23 protein-coding genes are annotated in these 23617 nt (G+C 66.8%); 8 read left to right on the top strand and 15 right to left on the bottom strand.

Translation table 11 applies throughout. The annotated features are described in order from the left end of the window. Positions 1-13: 13 nt before the first annotated feature. Entirely contained in the window at positions 14-328 is a 315-nt protein-coding gene (locus HHL27_RS16020; RefSeq protein WP_169494395.1) for a hypothetical protein, read from the top strand. A 7-nt stretch (positions 329-335) separates the two neighbouring features. Here HHL27_RS16020 and HHL27_RS16015 read toward each other — a convergent pair whose 3' ends face one another. The 6 genes from HHL27_RS16015 to HHL27_RS15990 all read right to left on the bottom strand — a co-directional run bounded on the left by HHL27_RS16015 (position 336) and on the right by HHL27_RS15990 (position 3788). Next, positions 336-707, bottom strand: a complete 372-nt coding sequence (locus tag HHL27_RS16015; RefSeq protein WP_169494394.1) for a hypothetical protein — start codon at positions 705-707, stop codon at positions 336-338. 65 nt (positions 708-772) lie between these two features. Further along, the gene (locus tag HHL27_RS16010) at positions 773-1642 is read right to left on the bottom strand and encodes a 3-hydroxyacyl-CoA dehydrogenase NAD-binding domain-containing protein (RefSeq protein ID WP_169494393.1); all 870 of its coding nucleotides are present in this window, start codon (positions 1640-1642) and stop codon (positions 773-775) included. Between the two features lie 70 nt (positions 1643-1712). Further along, positions 1713-2276, bottom strand: coding sequence for a cob(I)yrinic acid a,c-diamide adenosyltransferase (locus HHL27_RS16005; RefSeq protein WP_169494392.1), 564 nt, complete (start codon positions 2274-2276; stop codon positions 1713-1715). Between the two features lie 25 nt (positions 2277-2301). Further along, on the bottom strand, positions 2302-2529 hold the full coding sequence (locus HHL27_RS16000) for an HIG1 domain-containing protein (protein ID WP_169494391.1): 228 nt from the start codon (positions 2527-2529) through the stop codon (positions 2302-2304). Then, on the bottom strand, positions 2526-3371 hold the full coding sequence (gene gluQRS, locus HHL27_RS15995; RefSeq protein ID WP_169494390.1) for a tRNA glutamyl-Q(34) synthetase GluQRS: 846 nt from the start codon (positions 3369-3371) through the stop codon (positions 2526-2528). The genes HHL27_RS16000 and gluQRS overlap by 4 nt, the downstream gene beginning before the upstream one ends. A 99-nt stretch (positions 3372-3470) precedes the next feature. After that, positions 3471-3788, bottom strand: a complete 318-nt coding sequence (locus HHL27_RS15990) for a hypothetical protein (protein ID WP_169494389.1) — start codon at positions 3786-3788, stop codon at positions 3471-3473. Positions 3789-3800: 12 nt separating this feature from the next. Between HHL27_RS15990 and guaA the strand changes: the two genes are divergently transcribed. Together guaA and HHL27_RS15980 are read left to right on the top strand one after the other, a co-directional pair. Further along, the gene (gene guaA, locus HHL27_RS15985; protein WP_169494388.1) at positions 3801-5360 is read left to right on the top strand and encodes a glutamine-hydrolyzing GMP synthase; all 1560 of its coding nucleotides are present in this window, start codon (positions 3801-3803) and stop codon (positions 5358-5360) included. Positions 5361-5370: 10 nt separating this feature from the next. Continuing rightward, entirely contained in the window at positions 5371-5847 is a 477-nt protein-coding gene (locus HHL27_RS15980) for an acyl-CoA thioesterase (RefSeq protein ID WP_169494387.1), read from the top strand. A 19-nt stretch (positions 5848-5866) separates the two neighbouring features. Here HHL27_RS15980 and HHL27_RS15975 read toward each other — a convergent pair whose 3' ends face one another. Then, positions 5867-6931, bottom strand: a complete 1065-nt coding sequence (locus tag HHL27_RS15975; protein ID WP_169494386.1) for a PLP-dependent cysteine synthase family protein — start codon at positions 6929-6931, stop codon at positions 5867-5869. An 86-nt stretch (positions 6932-7017) separates the two neighbouring features. Here HHL27_RS15975 and HHL27_RS15970 point away from each other — a divergent pair, with 86 nt between their 5' ends. Continuing rightward, positions 7018-7434, top strand: a complete 417-nt coding sequence (locus HHL27_RS15970; protein WP_169494385.1) for a GNAT family acetyltransferase — start codon at positions 7018-7020, stop codon at positions 7432-7434. Between the two features lie 260 nt (positions 7435-7694). Here HHL27_RS15970 and HHL27_RS15965 read toward each other — a convergent pair whose 3' ends face one another. Further along, positions 7695-8549, bottom strand: coding sequence for a DODA-type extradiol aromatic ring-opening family dioxygenase (locus HHL27_RS15965; RefSeq protein ID WP_169494384.1), 855 nt, complete (start codon positions 8547-8549; stop codon positions 7695-7697). Between the two features lie 217 nt (positions 8550-8766). Beyond that, positions 8767-8889, bottom strand: coding sequence for a hypothetical protein (locus tag HHL27_RS22730; protein WP_277350583.1), 123 nt, complete (start codon positions 8887-8889; stop codon positions 8767-8769). Positions 8890-9192: 303 nt separating this feature from the next. Between HHL27_RS22730 and HHL27_RS15960 the strand changes: the two genes are divergently transcribed. Continuing rightward, the gene (locus HHL27_RS15960) at positions 9193-12564 is read left to right on the top strand and encodes a trifunctional glycoside hydrolase family 18/polysaccharide deacetylase/glycosyltransferase family 2 protein (RefSeq protein WP_169494383.1); all 3372 of its coding nucleotides are present in this window, start codon (positions 9193-9195) and stop codon (positions 12562-12564) included. Here HHL27_RS15960 and HHL27_RS15955 read toward each other — a convergent pair. From HHL27_RS15955 to HHL27_RS15940, 4 genes are all read right to left on the bottom strand, one after another. Then, positions 12553-13932, bottom strand: a complete 1380-nt coding sequence (locus HHL27_RS15955) for a sensor histidine kinase (protein WP_338114924.1) — start codon at positions 13930-13932, stop codon at positions 12553-12555. The genes HHL27_RS15960 and HHL27_RS15955 overlap by 12 nt on opposite strands. Positions 13933-13939: 7 nt before the next feature. Beyond that, positions 13940-14626 (bottom strand): winged helix-turn-helix domain-containing protein, encoded by a 687-nt coding sequence (locus HHL27_RS15950; RefSeq protein ID WP_169494382.1) that lies wholly within the window; start codon positions 14624-14626, stop codon positions 13940-13942. A gap of 71 nt (positions 14627-14697) precedes the next feature. Then, complete coding sequence (locus tag HHL27_RS15945) at positions 14698-15516, bottom strand: hypothetical protein (protein WP_206069658.1); 819 nt, start codon at positions 15514-15516, stop codon at positions 14698-14700. Then, complete coding sequence (locus HHL27_RS15940) at positions 15513-16217, bottom strand: RNA polymerase sigma factor (protein WP_240959908.1); 705 nt, start codon at positions 16215-16217, stop codon at positions 15513-15515. Before HHL27_RS15940 ends, HHL27_RS15945 begins: the two co-directional genes overlap by 4 nt. Before the next feature lie 326 nt (positions 16218-16543). Between HHL27_RS15940 and HHL27_RS15935 the strand changes: the two genes are divergently transcribed. Beyond that, positions 16544-19696 (top strand): autotransporter domain-containing protein, encoded by a 3153-nt coding sequence (locus HHL27_RS15935; RefSeq protein ID WP_240959906.1) that lies wholly within the window; start codon positions 16544-16546, stop codon positions 19694-19696. A gap of 65 nt (positions 19697-19761) precedes the next feature. On the opposite strand, the gene HHL27_RS15930 is transcribed toward HHL27_RS15935, so the two are convergent. Then, positions 19762-20871: an NADH:flavin oxidoreductase/NADH oxidase gene (locus tag HHL27_RS15930; RefSeq protein ID WP_169494379.1), complete on the bottom strand. Its 1110-nt coding sequence runs from the start codon at positions 20869-20871 to the stop codon at positions 19762-19764. Positions 20872-20948: 77 nt separating this feature from the next. Beyond that, positions 20949-22085, bottom strand: a complete 1137-nt coding sequence (locus HHL27_RS15925; RefSeq protein WP_169494378.1) for a pyridoxal phosphate-dependent aminotransferase — start codon at positions 22083-22085, stop codon at positions 20949-20951. 145 nt (positions 22086-22230) lie between these two features. Here HHL27_RS15925 and HHL27_RS15920 point away from each other — a divergent pair, with 145 nt between their 5' ends. Both HHL27_RS15920 and HHL27_RS15915 read left to right on the top strand, forming a co-directional pair. Then, positions 22231-22755, top strand: a complete 525-nt coding sequence (locus HHL27_RS15920; RefSeq protein WP_169494377.1) for a hypothetical protein — start codon at positions 22231-22233, stop codon at positions 22753-22755. Between the two features lie 73 nt (positions 22756-22828). After that, positions 22829-23617 (top strand): glutathione S-transferase family protein, encoded by a 789-nt coding sequence (locus HHL27_RS15915; protein ID WP_169494376.1) that lies wholly within the window; start codon positions 22829-22831, stop codon positions 23615-23617.

Raw genomic sequence — 23617 nt, 5'->3', positions numbered from 1 at the left:
GGATCGACGAGAAATGGACTTCCTGTTTCGCAACCGCTGGGCCGCGATGCTGCTTTGCGTCCTGTTCGTGGCGGGCCTATTCGGCTTCGCATCGCGTTCGATCACCGCACCGCCTGCCCCCAAGGCCGCTCCCAGCGAAGATGCCCATGCAAGCTTCGCCCGCTGGGCTGCGGAAGACCAGCCGCCGGCCAGCGAAGATCCCGATCAGTCCGGACAGAAGCGGTACGAGGTCAGAGTCTACGATCACGGTCGCGACGTCACCTCGCAAGTCGGCGATCTGCCGAACGGGGCGGAACAGACCGCCCCGATCGACGCTCCCCCTCAATAGCAGGACTTCACTCGGCGCCACGCGGAGTGTCGTCGTCGATGCCTTGTTCGCCGTACATCGCCTCCTCGTCATCGTCGCTCCGCTCTCCGCGGAAGGCGTCCATGTCGATGCGGCCCGACGTGACCATCTGCTTCATGTGATCGACCAGATCGGGGGTGTCCGATCCCGGTTCGTCACCCAGGCCGCCACGGGCGCGGTCGGATTCGTCGTTTTCGCCGAACACGCTCGTCGCGCGGCCGATCGCCTCGTCAGCCAGGGTCTGCGCCTGTGCCTGTTCGTCGTCCTGCTCGGCGTTGTGCGCCTCGGGCGCAAGGTCGCGCTCGTCGAAGTTCTCGCCCGCATCGTTGCTGGCGGTGTCGATCGGTTTGTTGCCGGACATGGGGTGTGTCTCCTTTGTGCGGAGACTACGCCTGCCCGGGCGCGCCGTTCCCTTGTGCCCCGCACTCAGCGGGTGGGGACCGGCGTTTCGCCCGAATAATCGTAGAAGCCCTTGCCACTCTTGCGCCCCAGCCAGCCCGCCTCGACATACTTGGCGAGCAGCGGGGCCGGGCGATACTTCGAATCCCCGGTGCTGGCGTGGATCACGCGCATGATCTCGAGACAGGTGTCGAGCCCGATGAAGTCGGCGAGTTCGAGCGGCCCCATCGGGTGGTTGAGGCCGAGCCTGCAGCCCTTGTCGATATCGGCCACGCTGGCCGTGCCGGAACCCAGCACGAAGCAGGCTTCGTTGAGCATGGGCACGAGGATGCGGTTGACGATGAACCCCGCCTCGTCCTCGGACTGCACCGCTTCCTTGCCCAGCCGCGCGACGAACCCCTTCACCGCCGCGACAGTTTCGCGCGACGTCGCAAGGCCGGGAATGACTTCGACCAGTTTCATCACCGGCACCGGGTTGAAGAAATGCACCCCGATGAAGCGCGCCGGATCGGGCGAGGACACCGCCATGCGGGTGATCGGAATCGAGCTGGTGTTCGATGCCATGATCGCACCGGGGGCCAGCACCTTGCCCGCGGCTTCGAAAATGCGGTGCTTGATCTCCTCGCGCTCGGTCGCGGCCTCGATGATGAGGTCGGCCTCCGCCATCGGTGCGTAGTCGCCCACCGGCACGATCAGTGAGAGCGCCTCGGCGACGGCACTTTCGGTGATCTTGTCCTTTTGAACCAGCCTCAGCAGGCCCTTGGCGATCTTCGCCTTGGCATTTTCGGCAAGTTCGACGCTGACGTCGGACAGGAGCACCTTGAGCCCCGCCTGCGCCACCACTTGCGCAATGCCCGAACCCATCTGGCCCGCACCGATCACCGCTACCGTCTGCATCGCACTGCCCTCCACTGAAACGGAGCGCGGATTAGCTTTCGGCGCCAGCGATAGCAATCAGGAGCAAGGTTCAGCCGCGCGAGGCGCCTGGAACCCACAGCGGGTCGTTGCCGGCATTCGTCGCGCGGGCGAGCACGAACAGGTAGTCGGACAGTCGGTTGAGGTAGCCGAGCGCCGCCGGATTGACCGGCTCGGCCTGCGCAAGCGCCACGCCGGCGCGCTCTGCGCGACGGGCGATCGAGCGCGCAAGGTGGACACGGGCGGCCGCTTCGCTGCCACCGGGCAGGATGAAGCTGGTGAGCGGCGGCAGGTTTTCGTTGAGCAGGTCGATCGCGCGCTCGAGCCATTCGACCTGCGCCGGGATCACCCGCAGCACCATTTCGGACGGGGTGAAGTCCTCACCCGGCGTGGCGAGGTCCGCACCGAGGTCGAACAGGTCGTTCTGGATACGGTGCAGGTCCTTCGCAGTCGCTGCTTCCGCTACAACGGCGGCAAGGCCGATGGCGCTGTTCAGTTCATCGACTTCGCCGATCGCGTGCATGCGCGCATCGCACTTGGCCCGGCGCGAGCCGTCGACGAGGCCCGTCGTGCCGTTGTCCCCGGTGCGCGTGTAAATCTTGTTGAGCTTGACCATGACGCAGCGCCTAGCGCCGTTCGTGTCAGCGCGCCACCGCAAGAAGGATGGCAACCACGGCGACGGCAAGGCCTTGGTACTTGATGCGGTTGAACATCATCTTGTTCTGCAGCATCTGCATTTCCTTGATGCCCTCGTCACCGCGTTCGAGCCCCTCGCGGGTCGTGTTGAGGAACGCCACGATCCCCCGCACCAGCGAGTAGACGGCAAGGCCCATGAAGATGAGCAGGAGCGGGACAAGGACGTAGGTCATGCGTCAAGAAGTAGGGTGTCGGCAAAGGAAATGCCAGTGTCCAAAAGACCATGGCGCAGTTCCGCTGCTACCGACCGCCCGTCTTCGCCGGCAAGCCGCCGTTCGGCCAGCGCCGGGGCATCGCGCCGCTTGGCAAGCTTGCGCCCGTCTGCCTCGACCAGCAGCGCGTGATGGTGCCACACCGGTGGTTCGATCCCGAGCAAGGCCTGCAGCAGCCGGTGGATGTGGGTGGCGTGGAACAGGTCCAGGCCACGGGTTACGCAGGTGATACCGTCCGCCGCATCGTCGATCGTGGCGGCAAGGTGATAGCTTGCCGGCGCATCCTTGCGCCAGAGCACGACGTCGCCGAACAATTCGGGCCGCGCCACCTGTTCTCCGCGCCGCTCGTCGGTCCAGGTCAGCTGGCCGCACAGGTCCGCCGCCTGTTCCACATCGAGCCGCCAGACCACGCCGGGACCCGGTGCGATCGGACGATGCAGGCACGTCTGGGGGTAGACCGGCCCATCGGGGCCCATGCGCGTTGCCGCAGCGGCGATTTCGGCCCGGGTGCAGCGGCAGGGATAGAGCAGGCCCATCGCCCGCAGCGAATCGGCCGCGTCGCGGTAAGTGGCTACGCGCTGCGATTGGGGAGCGACTTCACGATAATCGAGTCGCAGCCATTCGAGATCGCGGCGGAATTCGTCGGCCAGGTCCGCCCGGCTGCGCGCGCCGTCGATATCCTCGATTCGCAGCAGGAATTCACCTCCATCGGCCTTGGCGCGATCATGCCCCACGATCGCGGACCAGGCATGGCCGAGATGGAGCGGCCCGTTGGGGCTGGGGGCAAAGCGGGTGACGGTCACGCAAGCCAAGCTAGTCACAGGTGCGGCACAAAGCAAAACGGCTGCCCCAAGGTTCAGGGCAGCCGTTTTGATTGTTCAGTGCCGGGCACCGCGACAAGCTCAGACGAGCGTCGCGGTGAACATCATGCCGCTGACACCAGCGGCAACGATGATCGGCAGCACGTAAGAAGCGATGCTGCGCATAGTGTCCTCCTGTTGAAGGCACTCCCAGGCAGTCTCCCAGTTCGTCGGCGCCGGCAGGGTGGTGGATTGCAGGAGCGTTCGGAACGAGGCCGCAAATACGCTTTTTGGCGTATGCTGCAAATGCGAACAAAGCGGGGTGAGTTGCAGGATTTGCAACCGCACAAATGCAACCGTATGCGCAAAACCGGCGGTGCAACGCCGCTCTCGTCTCTGGACAGCCGCAACCGCTCTCATTATCGGCCAGCCATGAGCATCCAGCCTTCAGAATCGATCCTGATCGTCGACTTCGGCAGCCAGGTCACGCAGCTGATCGCCCGCCGCGTGCGCGAAGCGGGCGTCTATTCCGAGATCGCCCCCTTCACGCAGGCCGAGGCTGCGTTCCACCGGATGAAGCCGAAGGGCATCATCCTGTCGGGATCGCCCGCCAGCGTGCCCGCCGATGGCAGCCCCCGCGCCCCGCAGGTGCTGTTCGACAGCGGCCTGCCGATCCTGGGCATCTGCTATGGCCAGCAGGTGATGAGCCACCAGTTGGGTGGCACGGTCGAACCCGGCGATTCGGGCGAGTTCGGCCGGACGTTCCTGACCGTGACGGAGCCGTGCGTACTGTTCGACGGGCTTTGGGCCGTGGGCGAGCGCCACCAGGTGTGGATGAGCCACGAGGACAAGGTGACCCAGTTCGCGCCAGGCTTCCGCACGGTCGCGATGTCGGACGGCGCGCACTTCGCCGTCGTGGCCAACGACGAGAAGCGCTACTACGGCACGCAGTTCCACCCCGAAGTGGTTCACACGCCCGATGGGGGCAGGCTGATCGCCAACTTCGTGCGCCACGTCTGCGGCTGCACCGGCGAATGGACCATGGCCGAGTTCCGCAAGACCAAGATCGCCGAAATCCGCGAGCAGGTGGGCGACAGCCGCGTGATCTGCGGCCTTTCGGGTGGTGTCGATTCGGCCGTTGCCGCCGTGCTGATCCACGAAGCGATCGGCGACCAGCTGACCTGCGTGTTCGTCGACCACGGCCTGATGCGCATGGGCGAGGCCGAGCAGGTCGTCAGCCTGTTCCGCAACCACTACAACATCCCGCTGGTGCACAAGGACGTCTCGCCGCTGTTCCTCGGCGGCCTTGCCGGTGTCACCGACCCGGAAGCCAAGCGCAAGTTCATCGGCAAGACCTTCATCGACGTGTTCGAGGCAGAAGCCCGTCAGGTCGGCGGCGCGGACTTCCTTGCGCAGGGCACGCTCTATCCCGACGTGATCGAATCGGTCAGCTTCACCGGCGGGCCTTCGGTCACGATCAAGAGCCACCACAACGTCGGCGGGCTGCCCGAACGCATGAACATGAAGCTGGTCGAACCGCTTCGCGAGCTGTTCAAGGACGAAGTGCGCGCGCTGGGCCGCGAGTTGGGTCTGCCCGACGTGTTCGTCGGCCGCCACCCCTTCCCCGGGCCGGGCCTCGCCATCCGCATTCCCGGCGAGGTGACGCGCGAACGCTGCGACATCCTGCGCAAGGCCGACGCGATCTACCTCGAGGAGATCCGCAACGCCGGGCTCTACGATGCCATCTGGCAGGCCTTCGCCGTGCTGCTGCCGGTCAAGACCGTGGGCGTGATGGGCGATTTCCGCACTTATGACAGCGTTTGCGCGCTGCGCGCCGTCACCAGCACCGACGGCATGACCGCCGACATCTACCCGTTCGATGCCGCCTTCCTCAGCCGCGTGGCGACTCGCATCGTCAACGAGGTCAAGGGCATCAACCGCGTGGTCTACGACTACACCAGCAAGCCGCCCGGCACGATCGAGTGGGAGTAAGGACACACCCATGAAGCCCCCCGCCTGGCGGCTCGATCCCGCGATCTACCCGCACGTCTGCCAGATCCAGACGCGTTATACCGACGAAGACATGCTGCGGCATGTCAACAACATCGCGGTCGCCGGATACTACGACGAAGCGCGCTCGCGCTTTTCGCGCGCGATCTTCAACGCGACGAACGCCGCCAGCGGCGAATCGCTGGGCGCCGCGCACGGCCGCGGCCGCATCGTCACCGCCGACAGCCGGGTGAGTTACCTCGCCGAAGTCTTCCACCGCGATGACGAGACGGTCGAGATCCGCACCGGCATCCTGCGCATCGGCACTTCGTCATACGAGATCGGCCAGGCGTTGATCCAGGGCGGACGCTGCGCCGGACTGTGCACGACGGTTTTCGTGCAGGCCGATGCCAGCGGCTCTTCGCCGCTTTCGCCAGCCCTTCGCGCCGTGCTCGAAGCCCAGATGATCAAGGCGCCTCCGCAGGACTGAACCCCGAGCCGAGGCCCCCTCACCCCGCCAGCAGATCCGTTATGTCCCCCGCCGCCGGCTGCCAATCGATTGCCCGCGCAGCGAGCCAGGCATCGTCGTAGTAGGTCGTGGCATAGCGATCGCCGCCATCGCACAGCAGCGTCACCACGCTGCCGGTTTCCCCACGCGCCGCCATTTCCCGCACGATCTGCGCACAGGCGACGATGTTGGTGCCGGTCGAGCCGCCGACCCTGCGCCCCAGCGCCTGCGACAGCGCGCGCATCGCACCGATGCTGTCGGCGTCGGCCACGGCGATCATCCGGTCGATCACTTCGGGCACGAAGCTCGGTTCGACGCGCGGCCGGCCGATGCCTTCGATGCAGCACGCTTCGCCCGGCGGAAGGCCGGTCACGCTGCGATCGGCGAAGTGGCGGTGGAACACCGAGGCTTGCGGATCGGCCACGCACAGCCGTGTGGCGTGCGCGCGGTAGCGGATGAAGCGCCCGATCGTCGCCGAAGTGCCGCCCGTCCCCGCACCACACACGATCCATGCCGGAATTGCGTGCGCTTCCTGCGCCATCTGCGCGAAGATGCTTTCGGCGATGTTGTTGTTGCCGCGCCAATCGGTGGCGCGCTCGGCATTGGTGAACTGGTCGAGATAGATGCCCCGGGTTTCGACCGCGAGCCGCTCGGCCTCTGCATAGACGGTCCGCGCATCGTCGACCTTGTGGATCTCGCCGCCCTGGAAGCGGATCGCCTCGAGCTTGGCCTCGGCCGTCGTCGCGGGCACGACCGCGATGTAGCGCAGGCCCAGCATCCGCGCGAAATAGGCTTCCGACACTGCGGTCGATCCCGAAGACGCCTCGATCACGCAGGTGTCCGGCCCGATCCTGGCATTGCACAGCGCATAGAGGAACAGCGAACGCGCCAGCCGGTGCTTGAGGCTGCCGGTCGGATGCGAGCTCTCGTCCTTGAGATAGAGGTCGATCCCCGGATAGCGCGGGAGTTCGACACGGATCAGGTGCGTATCGGCCGAACGGTTGTAGTCGGCCGCGATGCGGCGGATCGCCTCGTCTAGCCAGGCACGATCGGAATGGGTGGACATGCCGCCCCTTACAAGGCGCGGCGCAGGGTTGCAAAGGCGCAGCCTTTGCGCTTCCTCATCGGCTTTGGCGAAAGAGCACGAGACGCATGACCATCCGCACCGCCCTTCCCGGCGACGAAGCGCCCACCGTCGCACTGTGGCAGGCCGCTGGCCTGACCCGCCCGTGGAACGATGCCAACGCCGATTTCCGCCTCGCCCTTGCCAACGAGACGAGCGATGTCTTGCTTGCCGAAACCGACGGCGCGCTCGCAGGCGCCGTGATGGTGGGCTTCGATGGCCATCGAGGCTGGGTCTACTATCTCGGCGTCGATCCCGCGCAGCGTCGCGCCGGGATCGGCGCGGCACTGATGGCCGCCGCCGAACAGTGGCTCAAGGCACGCCGCTGCCCCAAGATCATGTTCATGGTCCGGCACGACAACATCGCGACCAAGGCATTCTATGCCGCGCTTGGCTATGAAGAAAATGCCGTGGTCACGATGGGGCGCAGGCTCGACGATGACTAGGCCGTAAACTCATAAACCGCACCGTCGAGGTTTGAGGCAAAACGGCCAGGTGCAAGGAAGAAGGGCGCAGGAATATGTCGATATTTCCAGCCCGACTGACGCGGCAGATGGCCGTTTTGGTCAAATCCGAAGGACGTCGAAATGACTTCCGTCTCGAACCAAGCCGCCCTTGGAAGGGCAACCAGCCCTCCCGGCGGGCGCCTTGGCCCGATGCGTTCGTCATTTCGACGCCTCGACGGAGTGGTTTATGAGTTTACGGCCTAGAGGGCGTGGTGGGCCTTGCGCAGCAGGTCGTGCACGCTCGGCGTCGTGTCCTGCGAAAAGCGGTACGATGACGCGGTGATCCCGCCGCGCAGATCGTCCTGCGCATAGATGCAGGTGCCCGGATCGGCGCCCGCCGCGCCAACCGCCACCATCAGCGGTATCAGGTGATCCTCGCGTGCGTGGGCTTCGCGGGCGCACGGCGCGCTTTCCCAGGCCTGCAACTGCTGCTCGCGCTCCTCTGGCGAGACTTCGGTCAGCACGTGACGCAGCCAGCCATCGAATGCGGCCGATGGGCGGCGCCCCTCGGGGTTGAACAGCCGGAGGTTGTGGAAGGTGAACCCCGATCCGACGACGACCACGCCTTCATCGCGCAGCGGGGCAAGCGCGCGGCCGAGCGCGAGGTGCGCATCGACATCGTAGTCCGCACGCATCGCCAGGCTGACGACGGGCACCTGCGCATCGGGATAGATCGGCTGGAGCATCGAGAACGTGCCATGATCGAACCCGCGGGTCGGATCGACACCGATCGGAATGCCCGCGGCCATGCCCAGTTCGACAACGCGGGCCGCAACTTCGGGTGATCCCGGCGCAGGATAGGAGATGTGGTAGGTGTGTTCGGGAAAGCCGAAATAGTCATAGACCATGCCCGGCCGCGGCGCGCTCGACACCGCAAAGCCCGGCTCCTCCCAGTGGCCGGATATGACCAGCACCGCCTTGGGTGGTTCGGGCAGCATGGCAGGCAGCGCCCGAAGCGAGGCTTCCAGCAGCGCGAAACCTTCGCGGAATGGCCCATCCAGCCAGGGCCAGGGACCGCCCCCGTGCGAAAGGAAGAATACCGGCTGGGTCGCCATGGCTGAAATCCTGTCTGTGGAGCCTGCGACTTAGCCCAGCGCGATGCAGGCCAGCACCATGAAAATGTCGATCGCGCCATTCGATGGCGTCGAACGATCGGGTCCATGGCCAAACCGTAATGTTCCGCTCACGCAGGTGAATGAGTTCGTTGCCTATTTCGGTCCTCGACGGTGAGCAGCCGGCACGAATCGCAACGAGACGGTCCCCTGTTCCGATTCACTTTCGCCGGATGCCCACCGTCACCCCCTCCCGACGTTCACGATCACCAACGGGCAGCGCTTCGCTGCTGTCCGCCGGCGCCGCGCCATCGGGCGGGCCCATCGCGTCGAAATCGATCATGCCTCGTTCTACACGACCTGGAGGATCCTCCCTCTGGCCGAAGGTGGGTCAAGACGGGCCATGAAAATCCATTTTTGGCAATAGGTTGAGATCATCCCGATCAACTGTGTCGTGATCGAACGCGGCTTTGATGACCAAAATTTCAGATCGCGGACACCGCCCCGACCGGCGCGGGATGGCAATCGGGACGCAACAGTGGGCCAGCCTTCCTCCGCTTTGATTCGCTGAGCGTCGGCAACCCTTGCCTTTGTCATGTTGGATTGCGGAATCAGGCACCGGCCTGGTCCCGCCGGGAAATCGCCGATGCCACGCCCTATCTTCTTCGATCCCACCGGACGCCGCCGGCGACTGACGCGCCGCACGGCCTTTGGCGTGCTAGCGCTGTTGGTAGTGCTGGCGTTCGTCTTCGCGACCACGGTCGTCACCGTTCCGGCGGCGCGGCCCTTGCCGCTGGGTTTCGAACGCATGGCGCCGCTGCCGCTCAAGACGCAGGTGAGCCGCATCTCGCGCAAGCTTGCCGATCTGCTTGGCGGGCATCGCACCCACGCGGCCGCGACGAAGGGATCGGCGCTGACGGTCGGCTTCTACACATCGTGGACCGATAACAGCGCGCCCGTGCTTGCCCGCCACGTCGGCCAGCTCGACTGGCTTGCCCCAACGCTGATGTCGATCGATCACCAGGGCCGCCTCAACGTCACGGACGATGCGCCGATGCGCCGCGTGCTGGCAAGCGCGCTGCACCATCCGCTGGTGGTGCCGGTGCTGCAGAACGTGGTCGATGGCACGTGGGACGGCACCGGCACCGCCGCGCTGCTGGCCAATCCGGCCCGCCGACACGCGCTGGCCGACCAGGTTGCGCAGGCGCTCGACAAGTCGGGCGATGGCGGCGTGATGATCGACTTCGAAAACCTTCCCTACACGGGCGTTGCCGGCGTGCGCAATCTCGCGGCCGATCTTCACGCGCGCCTTGCACCGGCGCACCGTGTCGTCGCGGTGACGATGCCGATCGACAGCCCGGAATGGTCGGCACGCGCGCTGGCGCAAGTGGCCGACAAGGTCGTGCTGATGGCCTATGACGAACACTGGCAGGGCGGGCAGAGCGGCCCGATCGCCTCGCAGGGCTGGTTCGCCTCGCACTTGGCAGCGCAGCTCCAGGGCGTCGATCGCTCGAAGCTGATCGTTGCGCTGGGCAACTATGGCTATGACTGGCACGACGGCAAGGCCGACAGCCTGACGGTCGAGGAAGCGTGGCTTTCGGCGCACGACAGCGGCGCGGTCCCGATGTGGGACAAGGCCAGCGGCAACACCGGCTTTGCCTATACCGACGATGCCGACAACAACGCCGGTACGCCGCCCATCCGCCATGACGTGTGGATGCTCGATGCCGCGGCAAGCTGGAACCAGATGCAGATGCTTTCGCGTCTCGGCCTCGGCAACGTCGCGCTGTGGCGCCTGGGATCGGAAGACCCCGGCTTCTGGACGGCGCTCAGCTCCTGGCGCAGCCATTCGCCCGTCCGCCCCGATTTCGGCGCGATCGCGCAGACCAACAACGTCGACGTCGAAGGCGATGGAGAGATCCTGCGTGTCGATGCCGTGCCCCAGGGCGGCAGCCGCGAAGTGGCGTTCGATCCCAAGTCCGGCCTCGTCTCGAACGAACGCTACGTCAGCCTGCCCACCCCTTACGTGGTGCGCCGCACCGGCAGCCGGCCAAAGCTCGTCGCACTGACCTTCGACGATGGTCCGGATCCGACCTGGACGCCGAAGATCCTGTCGGTGCTGGAACACTACAACGTGCCCGCCACGTTCTTCATCGTCGGCGAAAACGGCGTCGGCAACCGCGGCCTGCTCGAACGGATCAACGCCGACGGCGACGAGATCGGCAACCACAGCTACACCCACCCCAACATGGCGGACGAAACGCCGGCGGGCGTGAAGCTGGAACTCAACGCCACGCAGCGCCTGATCGAAGCCTACACCGGCCGGTCCACCCGCCTGTTCCGCGCGCCCTACTTCGGCGATGCCGAGCCGACCACGCCGGATGAACTGGGCCCGGCACTGCTCGCGCAGGAACAGGGCTACACCATCGTCGGGCTCCACGCCGACACCAACGACTGGAAGGTCAAGAACGCGCAGGACATCGCCGATGCCGCCGTGTCCGGCATCGAGAATGCGACGGCGGATCGCACCGCCAACGTCGTGCTGCTCCACGATGGCGGCGGCAATCGCGCCGAGACGGTCAAGGCCCTGCCCCAGATCATCCAGCGGCTCGAGGCCGATGGCTACCGCCTCGTTCCCGTCTCAACGCTCGCCGGGCTCGATCGCGATGCGGTCATGCCCAAGGTCGGCGGCTGGGACCTCACTGCGGTGCGCGCCGACGTGGCGATCTTCTCGATGCTCGCGCTGGTGCTCGCCGGCCTCAACTGGACGTTCTTCTTCGCCATCGCGCTGGGCGTGATCCGCGCAGTCGGGCTGGCCGGGCTTGCCCTGCTGCCCAACCGCCGCCAGCCGCCCGAGGCGGAGGAAAACCCCGCCGCCTGGGGCGAGGAGCCGCTCGTCACCGTCATCATCCCAGCGTTCAACGAAGAGCGCGTGATCGAAGCCTCGGTCCGCCGCATCCTCGGCAGCGACTATGGCCGGCTCGAGGTGATCGTCGCCGACGACGGTTCGAAGGACCGTACCAGCGAGATCGTGGCCCAGGCCTTCGGCGACGAACCGCGCGTGCGGCTGATGACGATGGTCAACGGCGGCAAGGCCAAGGCGCTCAACCGCGCGCTGGCCGCCGCCAGCGGGGAGATCGTCGTCGCGCTCGATGCCGATACCCAGTTCGAACCGGCCACGATCGCGCGGCTGGTGCGCTGGTTCGTCGATCCCAGGATCGGCGCGGTTGCCGGCAACGCCAAGGTGGGCAACCGGGTCAACCTCGTCACCCGCTGGCAGGGCGTCGAATATGTCACCGCGCAGAACATCGAACGCCGCGCATTGACCCGCTTCGATGCGATCATGGTCGTCCCCGGTGCCGTCGGCGCCTGGCGCCGTGCCGCGCTCGATGCGGTCGGCGGCTATCCCGAGGACACGCTGGCCGAGGACCAGGACCTGACCATCGCGATCCAGCGCAAGGGCTGGCGCATCGCCTATGACGAAGATGCGGTCGCCTGGACCGAAGCGCCCGAAACCCTGCGCGCGCTTGGCAAGCAGCGCTTCCGCTGGGCCTTCGGCACGCTGCAGTGCCTGTGGAAGCACCGCTCGATCCTGCTCGAGCGGCGTCCCTCGGGTCTCGCCTTCGTCGGCATGCCGCAGGCCTGGTTGTTCCAGATCGTGTTCGCGATGATCTCGCCGCTGATCGATCTGGCGCTCGGGATCTCGATCGTCGGCACCATCGTCCGCGTGATGCAGCACGGCTGGGCCCAGACGCAGACCGACGTGCTGCGCATGGGGCTGTACTGGGCGGTGTTCACCGCGATCGACCTTGCCTGCGGCTGGGTCGCCATCCGGCTCGACCGGCGCGAGGAACGCTTCCATCCGCTGCTGCTGCTGACCCAGCGCTTCGTCTACCGCCAGCTGATGTATGGCGTCGTCATCCGCGCGATCGGCGCGGCGCTGTCGGGCCTCGGTATTGGCTGGGGCAAGCTCGAACGCACTGGCCGCGTCGCGGCGCCAGCAGCTTCAGCGGGGTAGGCTGAGAGTAGCTGAAAGGCCGTGTGCGCCGTCCTCGCCCGCCACGTCGCCTTCGCCCAGCAGCAGTTCGCCGCCGTGCAGCCGCGCCACGGCGGCGACCATGGCAAGGCCGAGCCCGCCGCCCGGCCTTGTCCGCGCGTTGTCGAGCCGCACGAACCGCTCGACCACCCGCGCGCGGTCTTCGGTCGCAATGCCCGGGCCATCGTCGATCACTGCGATCTCGCCCCGCGCCCCGTCGCGGCGCGTGCGCACCACGATGTGGCGCCCGCCGTACTTCATCGCATTGTCGATCAGGTTGGACAGCGCGCGCGACACCATCTCGCGGTCGGCCACCACACTCGCTGGCTGCAACTGCGCAACCAGAGTCACGCCCTCCTGCTCGGCCAGCGGCTCGTACAGCTCGACGAGATCCTCGGCGACCTGCGCAAGGTCCAGCGGTACGCGCCGATCGGTCACCGCGCCGCCCTCGAGCCGGCTCAACTCCAGCGCCGTTTCCAGCATCGTGCGCAGGCCATCTGCATCGGCACGCGCGGCCTCCAGCGCTTCGATCGCCTGCGGCTCGTCGACCAGAGTGCCGGCCCGCTCGATCGCGGCGGTCAGCCGCGTGACGGGCGATCGCAGATCGTGGGCCAGTGCGCCCGAAACCGCGGCAAGCTGCGAAACCAGCTGGTCGATGCGTTCGGCCATCAGGTTGATCTGCCCGCGCAGGTGATCGAACCCGTCGCCCGCCTCCCCGCTCGGCAGGCGCGCGCCGAAATTGCCCGAGGCGAGCTCGGCTGCCGTCTCGGCGATCTCGTGCGTGCGGTGGCTGATGACCAGGCCGAGCAGTGCCGCGCTCAGCGTCGCGAGCGCGATCGCCACCGCCGTCGTCACTCCGATCGCAGTGGCGAAGGCAAGGTCGAAGCGCCGGTCGCTGTTGCTGCCGACGCCGACGATCAGCGTCTCGCCATCGGGCAGCTTTCCGGCCAGCGCAACGCCGTCGGTCGGGGGCAGGCCCACGCCGTGGATCACCTTCACCCGCACTGGCCTTGGCCCGACAGGCACCTTGGGCAACGCGCCCAGGTTCGACAGCACCGGTGCGCCCTGCCCACCGGTCAACGCGACGAACACCGTCGGATCGGCCGCGCTGCCGCGCCGGGCCAGGATGAAGTCGGCAAGCTCGCCCCGCCCGCCGTCGTAATAAGCCGCCAGCAGGTCGTCGCGCACGTCGACCACCTGCCGCACGCGGTCGGCCTGGATGACTTCAACCAGCTGGGTCCGCAGGAAGAAGATCGCCGCCGCGTTCGAAAACAGCTGCAACACGAAGACCGCGCCGACCAACCGCACCATCGTGGGCGAAAATCGACGGCGCAGGGCCTTCCTGATCACCACCGGTTCAATCCGCGGCGAGGCGATAGCCGGCGCCGCGCACCGTATGGAACAGGCCAACTTCCTCGCCATCGTCGATCTTGCGGCGCAGGCGGCTGATGTGCACGTCGATGACGTTGGTGCCTGGATCGAAGTGATAGTCCCACACCGATTCGAGCAGCATCGTGCGCGTCACCACCTCGCCTTGGTGGAGCATGAGGTATTCGAGCAAGCGGAACTCGCGCGGCTGCAGCGCGATCTTGCGCGTGCCACGCTTGACCTGCCGGGTCAGCCGGTCGAGTTCGAGGTCGCCGCAGCGCAGCGCGGTTTCCTGCACCTTCTGCTGGTGCGCGCCACGCCGCATCAGCGCCTGCACCCGGGCGAGCAGCTCGGCGAACGAGAACGGCTTGCCCAGATAATCGTCGGCGCCGGCGTTCAACCCGGCGATGCGATCATCGGTGCTGCCTTGTGCCGATAGCATCAGCACCGGTGTCGCGACCTCTGCCGCCCGCAGCGCGCGCAGCACCGCAAGGCCGTCCATCGCCGGAAGCATCTTGTCGAGCACGATCACGTCGAACTGGCTGTCGGTGGCCAAGAACAGGCCATCGCGGCCGTTGTCCGCGCGATCCACCGCGAAACCCTGTTCGGAAAACCCTTGAGCAACGTAGTCGCTGATCTTCGGATCATCCTCGACCAGCAATATTCGTCCGCTCATGAATCATCCCTTGTCGATCGTTGCGATCGGGGGACTTTATCGCGGAACGCGCAGATCGCCAGCCCGGTCCTTCAGAACGGATGCGCTCCGCCCCCGGGGCCACCGGGACCGCCCGGACCTGCGGGCGCGCTTCCAGGGCCACCCGACATGGTGACCGGCGCGCCCGAAGGAATGCTGCCCGGCGCACCGCCGGTATAGCCATAGCCCTGCGGCAGGGCCGGGCCCATCTGGCCACGGCTGCCAAGCGCCGGCGCGGCGCCTTCGGCGCTGGGTCCGGCAACCGGGCCGACCGGCTTGGCCGGGTCTGCCGAAGCAAGCGCCGATGGCTGGGCTGGTTCCTTGAGCGGCGCCAGCGGGGTCTCCGGCGTCGCGGCGTCGTTGCCGGGCGCGCTGCTGGTGCCGGCCGGCGTTGCAGCCTGACGGTTGGTGCCACGCGCCGTCGGGACAGGAGCGGCTGCCCCCAGGGTAACCTGCTGCGCCGGGGCGACCGTAACCGGCGCACCCGCGATCGGCGCGGCCGCGACCTGCGATGAATCGGCGACGTCAACGTCTGCATTGACGCCTGCGTCTGCCTGCGGATTGGGCAGCCCGACCAGCGCGATCGCGGCAAGGCTTGCGGCCAGCGCGGCGCCCACGCCGATCTGCCAACGCGCCACGCGTCGCGCCGGGGCGCGCCTTGGCGTCACCTCGGCCGACGGGCGCAGCGGCGGCAGCGCTTCGCGTGGCCGCAGCACGGCAACGGGTTCAGCGGGCAGCTGCGGCAAGCGCACGACTTCGGCAGTGATCCGCGCGGCAAGTCCGGCTGGCACGGCGGGTGTTCCAAGCAAGTCAAGCGCCCGGTCCAGTCCGGCTTCGGCAAGCTGTGGTGAAGATGGCGGGGTGCGCTTCACGCGGCGTGGCCCGCCGAAACGAGATCGACGCAACGCACGTCGCGCTTCTCGAGAAGGTCGCGCATGTGCCGACGCGCACGGAAAAGCAGCGACTCCATGGCCTTGATATTCAGCTCCAGGACTTCGGCGGCAAGCGCGTTCGACATGCCTTCGTAATAACACAGAACCAGCGCCGCGCGATAGCGTTCGGGCAGGCCCGCCAGAATCTGCGCGACCTCGCTGCGCGCCTGCTGGGCAACCATCGCCTCGTCGGCGAGCGGGCTGGTGTCGACCTGTTCGGGAAGCTCGGGCGTCAGCACCACGCGGAAGCGGCGCTTCCGATCGAAGCACAGGTTCATCGTCACCCGATGAAGCCAGCCGACCAACCCAGCCCCGCTCGGCTGCCAGCGCGGCGCCTGCTGCCACACCCGGGCGAAGGCCTCCTGGACGACATCCTCGGATTCCTGCGGATCGCCCAGCATGCGGATCGCGACACGATAGAGCGTGCTCGCGTGCCGATCGACGATCAGCGCGAAGGCGGCGGCATCGCCATCGGCCACGCGGGTCATCAGCGCGGTATCGTCAAGCTCGGCTCGCGGGCCAGCCGGCCGCTGTTCGTTCTTGGGCGAAGCGCCGGTGGGTGGCGGCGCCGGGCCATCAGTCGGGAACAGGCCTTCGCCGACCAGGTCAGCGTGGCGCTGGATATCGCCGTGAAGCATCATGCAGCGGTTCTCTGGCAGTGGCGCATGAGGGAATCTCCGTAGCAGTCCCCTTGCTTGAAGGCTTGCTGGCCCTTGGCGCCTGAACCGAAAATTTACGAAGCAGTCAGGCCCCCGCAATTTTTTTGCAGGGTCGTCGAAGGGGGCCATGTGGCCGCCACGTTGTGGCATGCGGAAGTCGTGCGGCACCGCCCCCGGACCAGCCGTGCGGCTTCCACCTCTTGTTTTGCGCACTTCGCAAAGTCCCCGCGGGGTGCGCTGACGAAACAACTGGGCCTGCGCACCCGTCTCCAGACCAGTGCGCAGGCTCTTCTTCGGATGGATAAATGATGCAGCGCCTTCGTCACGACTGTTTCCTCTCCTCGACCGCCGCGCGCGCGATGATCGCCGCCGCGCTGGTTCCTGCAGGCCTGGCGGCAGCCGCCCCGGCGATGGCCGACACCACTGTTTCGAGCACCTCCACCACCCCGCTGGCCACCTCCACCGCCGGCAACATCACGGTCGCCAGCGGTGGCAACCTGAAGGTTGCGAGCGGCGCTGCGGCCACGGTCGATTCGGCCAACACCGTCACCGTCTCCAGCGGCGGCACGATCACCGCCGGCACCGTCGACAACGCCACCGGCATCTTCATCGCGCCGGTTTCGACCACGATCGACAACAGCGGCACGATCACCGTCACCCAGACCTATTCGGTGCCAGATGCGGACAGCAACAGCATCGCCGACGGGCCGCTGGCCACCGTCTCGAACCGCTATGGCATCCACGTCGCCTCGGGCGGCACGCTCACCGGCTCAATCAGCAGCAGCGGCACGATCACGGTCGATGGCCTCGATTCGGCGGGCATCGCCGTGGATTCGACGCTGAACGGCAGCCTGACCCACACCGGCACCATCACCATCGTCGGCGACGACAGCGTCGGCATTCGCACTGCGGCGGTCACCGGCAACCTGTCGGTCGGCGGCACGATCTCGGTCGTGGGCCAGGGCGCGCAAGTGCTCGATGTTGCCGGCGACGTCGGCGGCTTGCTCAAGATCAACGGCACGCTGCGCCAGTCGACCAGCCTGACCACCGACGGCGGCTCCACGCTCACCCTGTCGCGCAGCGCGCTGCAGAGCGGCGTCGCGGCGGTGGAAGTCAGCGGCAACGTCGCGGGCGGCATCTGGGTCTATGCGCCGGCCAGCACCTCGTCGACCGACCAGACCAGCGGCTCGATCATCTCCTATGGCAACAGCCCGGCCCTGCTGATCGGCGGCACCAGCGACACGACCATCGGCGGCGTCGCAGCGAACCTTGGCACGTTCTCGCTCGCCATCGACGGGTCGGTCGCGGCGTCCTCGTACTATTCCTCGACCAACGCGCGCGGCGTGGTCATCGGCGGCCAGGGTGGCAACGTGACCCTGACCAACGGCATCGGCGTCAGCGGCTCGATCACCGCGACCACGGTCGATTCCTCGGCCATCGCGCTGCTGATCAATTCGGGCTCGACGGTCACCAGCCTGACCAACGACGGCACGATCAAGGCGGTGATCAGCTCACCGGGCATCGGCGAATCCTACGCCATCCGCGATCTGTCGGGCACGCTGTCGACGATCAAGAACACCGGCGACATCACCGTCACCGGATCGAGCGAGGACAAGCTCGCCGCGATCGACCTTTCGGCCAACACCTCGGGCGTGACGATCACCCAGTCGCTCAACTCGACGGATGCCGCCAGCCAGACCACGGACAAGGCTGCGAGCGGCTACAACGTCGACACCGCGACCGTCTACACCACGATCACCGGCAACATCTATACCGGCTCCGGCAACGACACGCTGGACATCGAAAGTGGCAAGGTGACGGGCAACGCCTACCTCGGCGCAGGCAACGACACGGTAAAGCTGGCTGACGATTCCAAGTGGATCGGCAACATCGACTTCGGCACCGGCACCGGCACGCTGACGATGGTCGGCAATTCACGCTTTACCGGCAACCTCGTTGCCAACGACCAGCTCGTCACCGCCACTTTGTCGGACGGCGCGCGCTGGCTGGGTTCGGTCACCGGCGGTTCGCAGCTGACGGTGAACGTCAACAGCGGCACGTTCGGCGCCAACGCCACCGGCACCACCACGATCCACGCGCTGAACGTCGGCGCGAACGGCATTCTGCGCGTCTATGTCGATGGCGATACCGGCACCAGCTCGAAGCTCGTGACCGACACCGCGACGTTTGCCAGCGGCGCCAAGGTTTCGGCCACGGTCTCCTCGCTTGCCGAGGCTGAAGGCACTTACACCGTGCTCAGCGCAGGCACGCTTACCGGGGCCAGTAACATCGCCAGCTCGGCACTTGATCTGCCCGTGCTCTACAACGGCACGTTGACGCAGCAGAACAATGACCTGCTGCTGACCATCTCGCGCAAGACCGCAGACCAGCTCGGCCTCAATGCCGCGCAGGCCTCCGCCTATGGCGCGATCCTCAATACTGCCGTGGAATACTCCGCATTGCAGGCAAGCCTGCTCGAAGTGTCCGACGTCGATGCGCTCAAGAGCCAGTTCGCGCAGCTGCTGCCGGTGTTCAACGGCGGTGCCTTCGATCTCGTCACCCGCGCCTCGCGCCTTGGCGCGCAGCACGTCACCGATGATTCCTCGATCTTCACGATCAGCGACTTCGGCGGCTGGCTCGAACCGATCTACTACCGCGGCACCCGCCAGGCAGACGCCACCGGATCGGGCTTCAAGACCGACGGCTTCGGCATCTCGCTCGGTCTCGAACGCCATCTGGGCTTCGGCAATGTCGGTGCATCGTTCCTGTATTTCTCGGGGAATGCCAAGACCGGCGATTACCAGACGGTCAAGGGCACCAGCTACGAACTCGGCCTGTTCTGGCGCCTCGCCAAGGGCCCGTTCTACGCCTTTGCCCGCGGCAGCATCGCCAAGAACAGCTTCAAGGCCACCCGCGACTTCACCGGCACGACCTCGGGCACCGATTTCAGCTACAGCACCAGCGGCGACTGGAAGGGCTGGCTCGCCTCGGCCAGCGGCGGCGCATCGTACAAGTTCGACGTCGGCAGCGGCTTCGCGCTCAAGCCCAAGGCGACGATCGAGTACTACCGCCTGCACGAAAACAATTACACCGAGACCGGCAGCGAAGCGATGGCGCTCATCGTCGCGGGCCGCAATTCGAGTGTGGTCAACGCCAACACCACGCTGGTCGCATCGTGGAGCGCGGGTGCGTCGAGCTATGAAGGTCGCCCGTTCACTGTCGAGCTGGAAGGCGGCCGCCGCAGCCACCTCGCTGGCGAACTGGGCAAGCTCACCGCCGAAACCGTCACCGGCGACAGCTACACGCTGACGCCCGAAAACCTGAAGTCGGCCTGGGTCGGCTCGCTCAGCATCCTCCAGGGTGGGCTCGACTACACCTGGAAGCTGTCGGGCGGCGCCGAGAAGATCCAGGGCGGCGGCATGGCCTATTCGGCCCGCGCCTCGTTCAGCATCGCGATGTAACCGAAAAGCCCCCAAGGGTCGCGTCAAGGGCGGTACCTCCCCCGGGAGGCGCCGCCCTTTTCGCGTCAGGCGTAAGGCTGCAGCAGGTCGCGATACTGCCGGGGCTGGCTGCGCAGGTACTGGCTGGGCGCCGAAACCTGCGCGCCCAGCTCTGCCGCCACGTGCCATGGCCAGTGCGGATCGTAGAGGATCGTCCGCGCCACCGCGACGAGATCGGCATCGCCCGTCGCGACGATCGCTTCGGCCTGCTGCGCTTCGGTGATCAGGCCCACGGCGACGACCGGGATCGAGACCGCCTGCTTCACCGCCCGCGCCAGCGGCACCTGGTAACTGGGGCCTACCGGGATCGCCTGCGCCGGATCGAGCCCCCCGCTCGAAACGTGGATCGCCGAAGCGCCACGTTCTTCCAGTGCGCGGGCGAAGGCCACCGTCTGCGCTTCGTCCCATCCGCCATCGACCCAGTCGCTGCCCGATACGCGCACGCTGACCGGGCGCTCCTTGGGAAAGGCTGCCCGCACCGCATCGAACACTTCCAGCGGGAAGCGCATGCGGTTTTCCAGGCTGCCGCCATATTCGTCGGTCCGCTGGTTCGAAATGGGCGAGAGGAACTGGTGGAGCAGATAGCCGTGCGCGGCATGGATCTGGATCGCATCGATCCCCAGCCGCGCCGCGCGACGGGCCGAGGCGGCAAAGGCATCGCGGATTTCGGCGAGCCCGGCCGAATCGAGCGCCACCGGTGCATGGTCGCCCGGCGTATACGGGACGCCCGAGGGGGCCACCGTCTGCCAGCCATTGGGGGCATCGGGCGCGATCTGCTTGCCGCCGTCCCATGGCCGCGCGGTGGAAGCCTTGCGCCCGGCGTGGGCCAGCTGGATGGCGATCGGCATGGGCGAATGGCGGCGCACCGTTTCCAGCACGCGGGCCATCGCGGCCTCGGTATCGTCGTCCCACAACCCGACGTCGGCATTGCTGATGCGCCCTTCGGGCAGCACGGCCGTCGCCTCGATGGTCAGCAGCCCCGCGCCGGACAGGGCAAGGCTGCCAAGGTGAATCGCGTGCCAGTCGGTCATCCGCCCGTCTTCGGCCGAATACTGGCACATGGGCGCAATGACGATACGGTTGGCGAGCGTCAGCCCGTCAATGGTGATGGGCTCGAACAGCTTGGGCTTGGACATTCGCGGCAAACTCCCGGAAAGGGCCGAACGTTCCACCACATGGGGTGCATCCCGCGCGTTACAGCACCCCGGCCGGATCAATCCTTCTTGAAGGCGGCAAACCAGGGCTTCATCCGCGCGATGGCCTCCTCGATCAGCGGGGTCGAAACGGCAAAGCTCATCCGGAAGAAGCGGCGGCCTTCCACGGGATCGAAGTCGATCCCCGGCGCGGTGCACACGCCGGTATCGCGCAGCAGCTTCTCGCAGAAGGCCAGGCTGTCGTCGGTCAGGTGGCCGATGTCCGCCCAGATGTAGAACGCCCCGTCCGGCGGCGCGATGCGCTTGAGGCCAAGCTCGGGCAGCGCCGCCAGCAGCAGGTCGCGATTGCGCGCATAGGTCGCCACGTGGCCTTCCAGCTCGTCGCGGCAGTCGAATGCCACCAGCCCGGCGTGCTGTGCCAGCGATGGCGGCGTCAGGAACAGGTTGCCCATCCGCGCCATGGCCTGCGTGATCAATGCCGGCGGCACGATCAGCCAGCCCAGCCGCCAGCCCGCCATGCTGAAATACTTGGAGAAGCTGTTGACGATCAGCGCCTCGGGATCGAGCGCGGCCACCGACAGCGCCGGCTCGCCATAGGTGATGCCGTGATAGATCTCGTCCGATACCACGCGGATGCCCCGCGCCTTGCACACGGCCAGGATGCGGCCAAGCTCGTCGGCCTCGATCACCGTGCCGGTCGGGTTGGCGGGGCTCGCCAGGATCACCCCGTCGGGCGCCGGATCCAGCGCTTCGAGCGCGGCGGCGGTGATCTGGTAGCGTTCGTCCGGGCCGCAAGGCAGCTCCACCGGCTCCATGAACAGCGCGTGCAGGTTGTTGCGATAGGCAACATAGCCCGGCCGCGCGATGGCCACCCGCGCCCCCGGATCGAACAGCAGCGACAGCGCCATGACCAGCGCGGGCGATGCGCCATTGGTCAGGATCACCTGTTCAGGGGCGACCGTCGCGCCGCACGTCTCGGCATAGTGCCGCGCGATCCGCGCCTTCAGCGCATCGCTCTGCCAATAGCCCATCGGATCGACGTCGAGCACGCGGTGCGCGGCAGCAATGGCCGCCGCCGGTGCGCCGGTCGAAGGCTGGCCGAATTCCATGTGAATCACCTCGCGCCCTTCGGCCTTCAGCCGGTGGGCGATGGTGGAGATCGAAATGGCGTGAAACGGTTCGAGTATCGCGGGCATGCGCGCTCCTAGCATCTGGGCGGCAAGGTTCAAATCCGCGACGGATGGCGCTGGTTTACTTACTCAAGTGATTGACAGGCAGGCGCGACCGTGTCCCAATGCCGCACAGACGCCGGCTCGAACCAGGCGCATCAAGGAGAGGTCCATGTCTGCTGATTCCCACCCGGCGACGCCACCACCGTCGACCGCCATCGCTGCCGCCATCACCTTTGCCGCGGTCGTCCTGCTCGCCGGCTTCATCGCGCTGGGCACCGCGCTGCACCTGCAGCCGCTCTATGCCGGCTTCACCCTGCTGTGGTTCTGGTCGAGCGTCGACATGAGCGATCTCAAGAAGCTGCCCGCCGCCGTGATCGGTGCGCTGTGCGGCACCGCCACCAGCTACCTCGTCCAGTTCGGCACCGTCACCGGCAACACCGGCCTCGTGCTGCTGGCGCTCGGCATCATCATCGTCGCGCTGTTCATGGTCATCGCCCAGCGCCTGCCGTTATTCTTCAACGCCAGCTACATGCTGTTCGTCACGGTGATGAACGCCCCGCTCATCCAGGCGGGCGAGAATTTCGCCAACGTCTTCGCCTCGATCGCGCTTTCGGCGCTCTATTTCGGCGGCATCTTCTTCATCGGTGCCCGGATCATGGCGAGCCGCGCCGCACGCGTCGCCGCCGCCGCCTGATCATATCTGCCATCCGGACCGGGCGGGAGCGCTGCTTCCGCCCGGTCTTTTACGACGAAAGACCACCTGCCCCATGCTGCTCTACGATCATCCCTTTTCCCCCTATGGCCAGAAGGTGCGCATCATGCTGCGCGAAAAGGGACTGGCCTTCACGCAGAGCCTGCCGACCGGCATCGGTGCGGGCAACAACGACGATTACGCCCGCCACAACCCGCGGATGGAAGTGCCCGCGCTCGTCGTCGACGATGCGCACACACTCTACGATTCAAGCGTGATCCTCGAATATCTCGAAGACGCGCACCCCTCGCCCGCGCTGCGCCCGGCCGATCCGCTCGAACGCGCACGCTGCCGGATGATCGAGGAAGTCTGCGACACGCATTACGAAGCGATCAACTGGGGCCTTGGCGAAGTGCGCTTCTTCGGTCGCGGGGCCGACCGGGTCGACGATTTCCGCGCCGTGGCGCAGAAGGAGACCGCGCAGTTGCAGGCCTGGCTGTCGGGCCACCTGAGCGCCAGCGGCTGGCTGTCGGGCTCGGACTTCGGCTGGGCCGATCTCTGTGCCGCACCCTACGTGATGATGTCGGGCATCTTCGGCTTCGCGCCCGAACGCGGCACGCCGCTGTCCGACTGGCTCGAACGCGTCCGCCAGCGCCCTTCGGTGGAAGCGACTTTTGCCGAGGCGAAGACCCAGGTCGAACCGATGGGCCAAGTCGCCGCCCTGCTCGATGCCGGCCTGTTCAAGCGCCAGTACCGCGATCACCGGCTCGAATGGATGATCCGCGCCGGCGGCATCGACGTGGTGACGCAGGGCCTTGCCAAGGACAACATCCGCTTCACCGATCTCGCCCGCTTCGCCAGCTAG

Source organism: Novosphingobium olei (assembly GCF_012927405.1).
Lineage (GTDB): Bacteria > Pseudomonadota > Alphaproteobacteria > Sphingomonadales > Sphingomonadaceae > Novosphingobium > Novosphingobium olei.
Note: the sequence above shows the minus strand (reverse complement) of the source record. Positions and strands in the feature narration are given on the sequence as shown.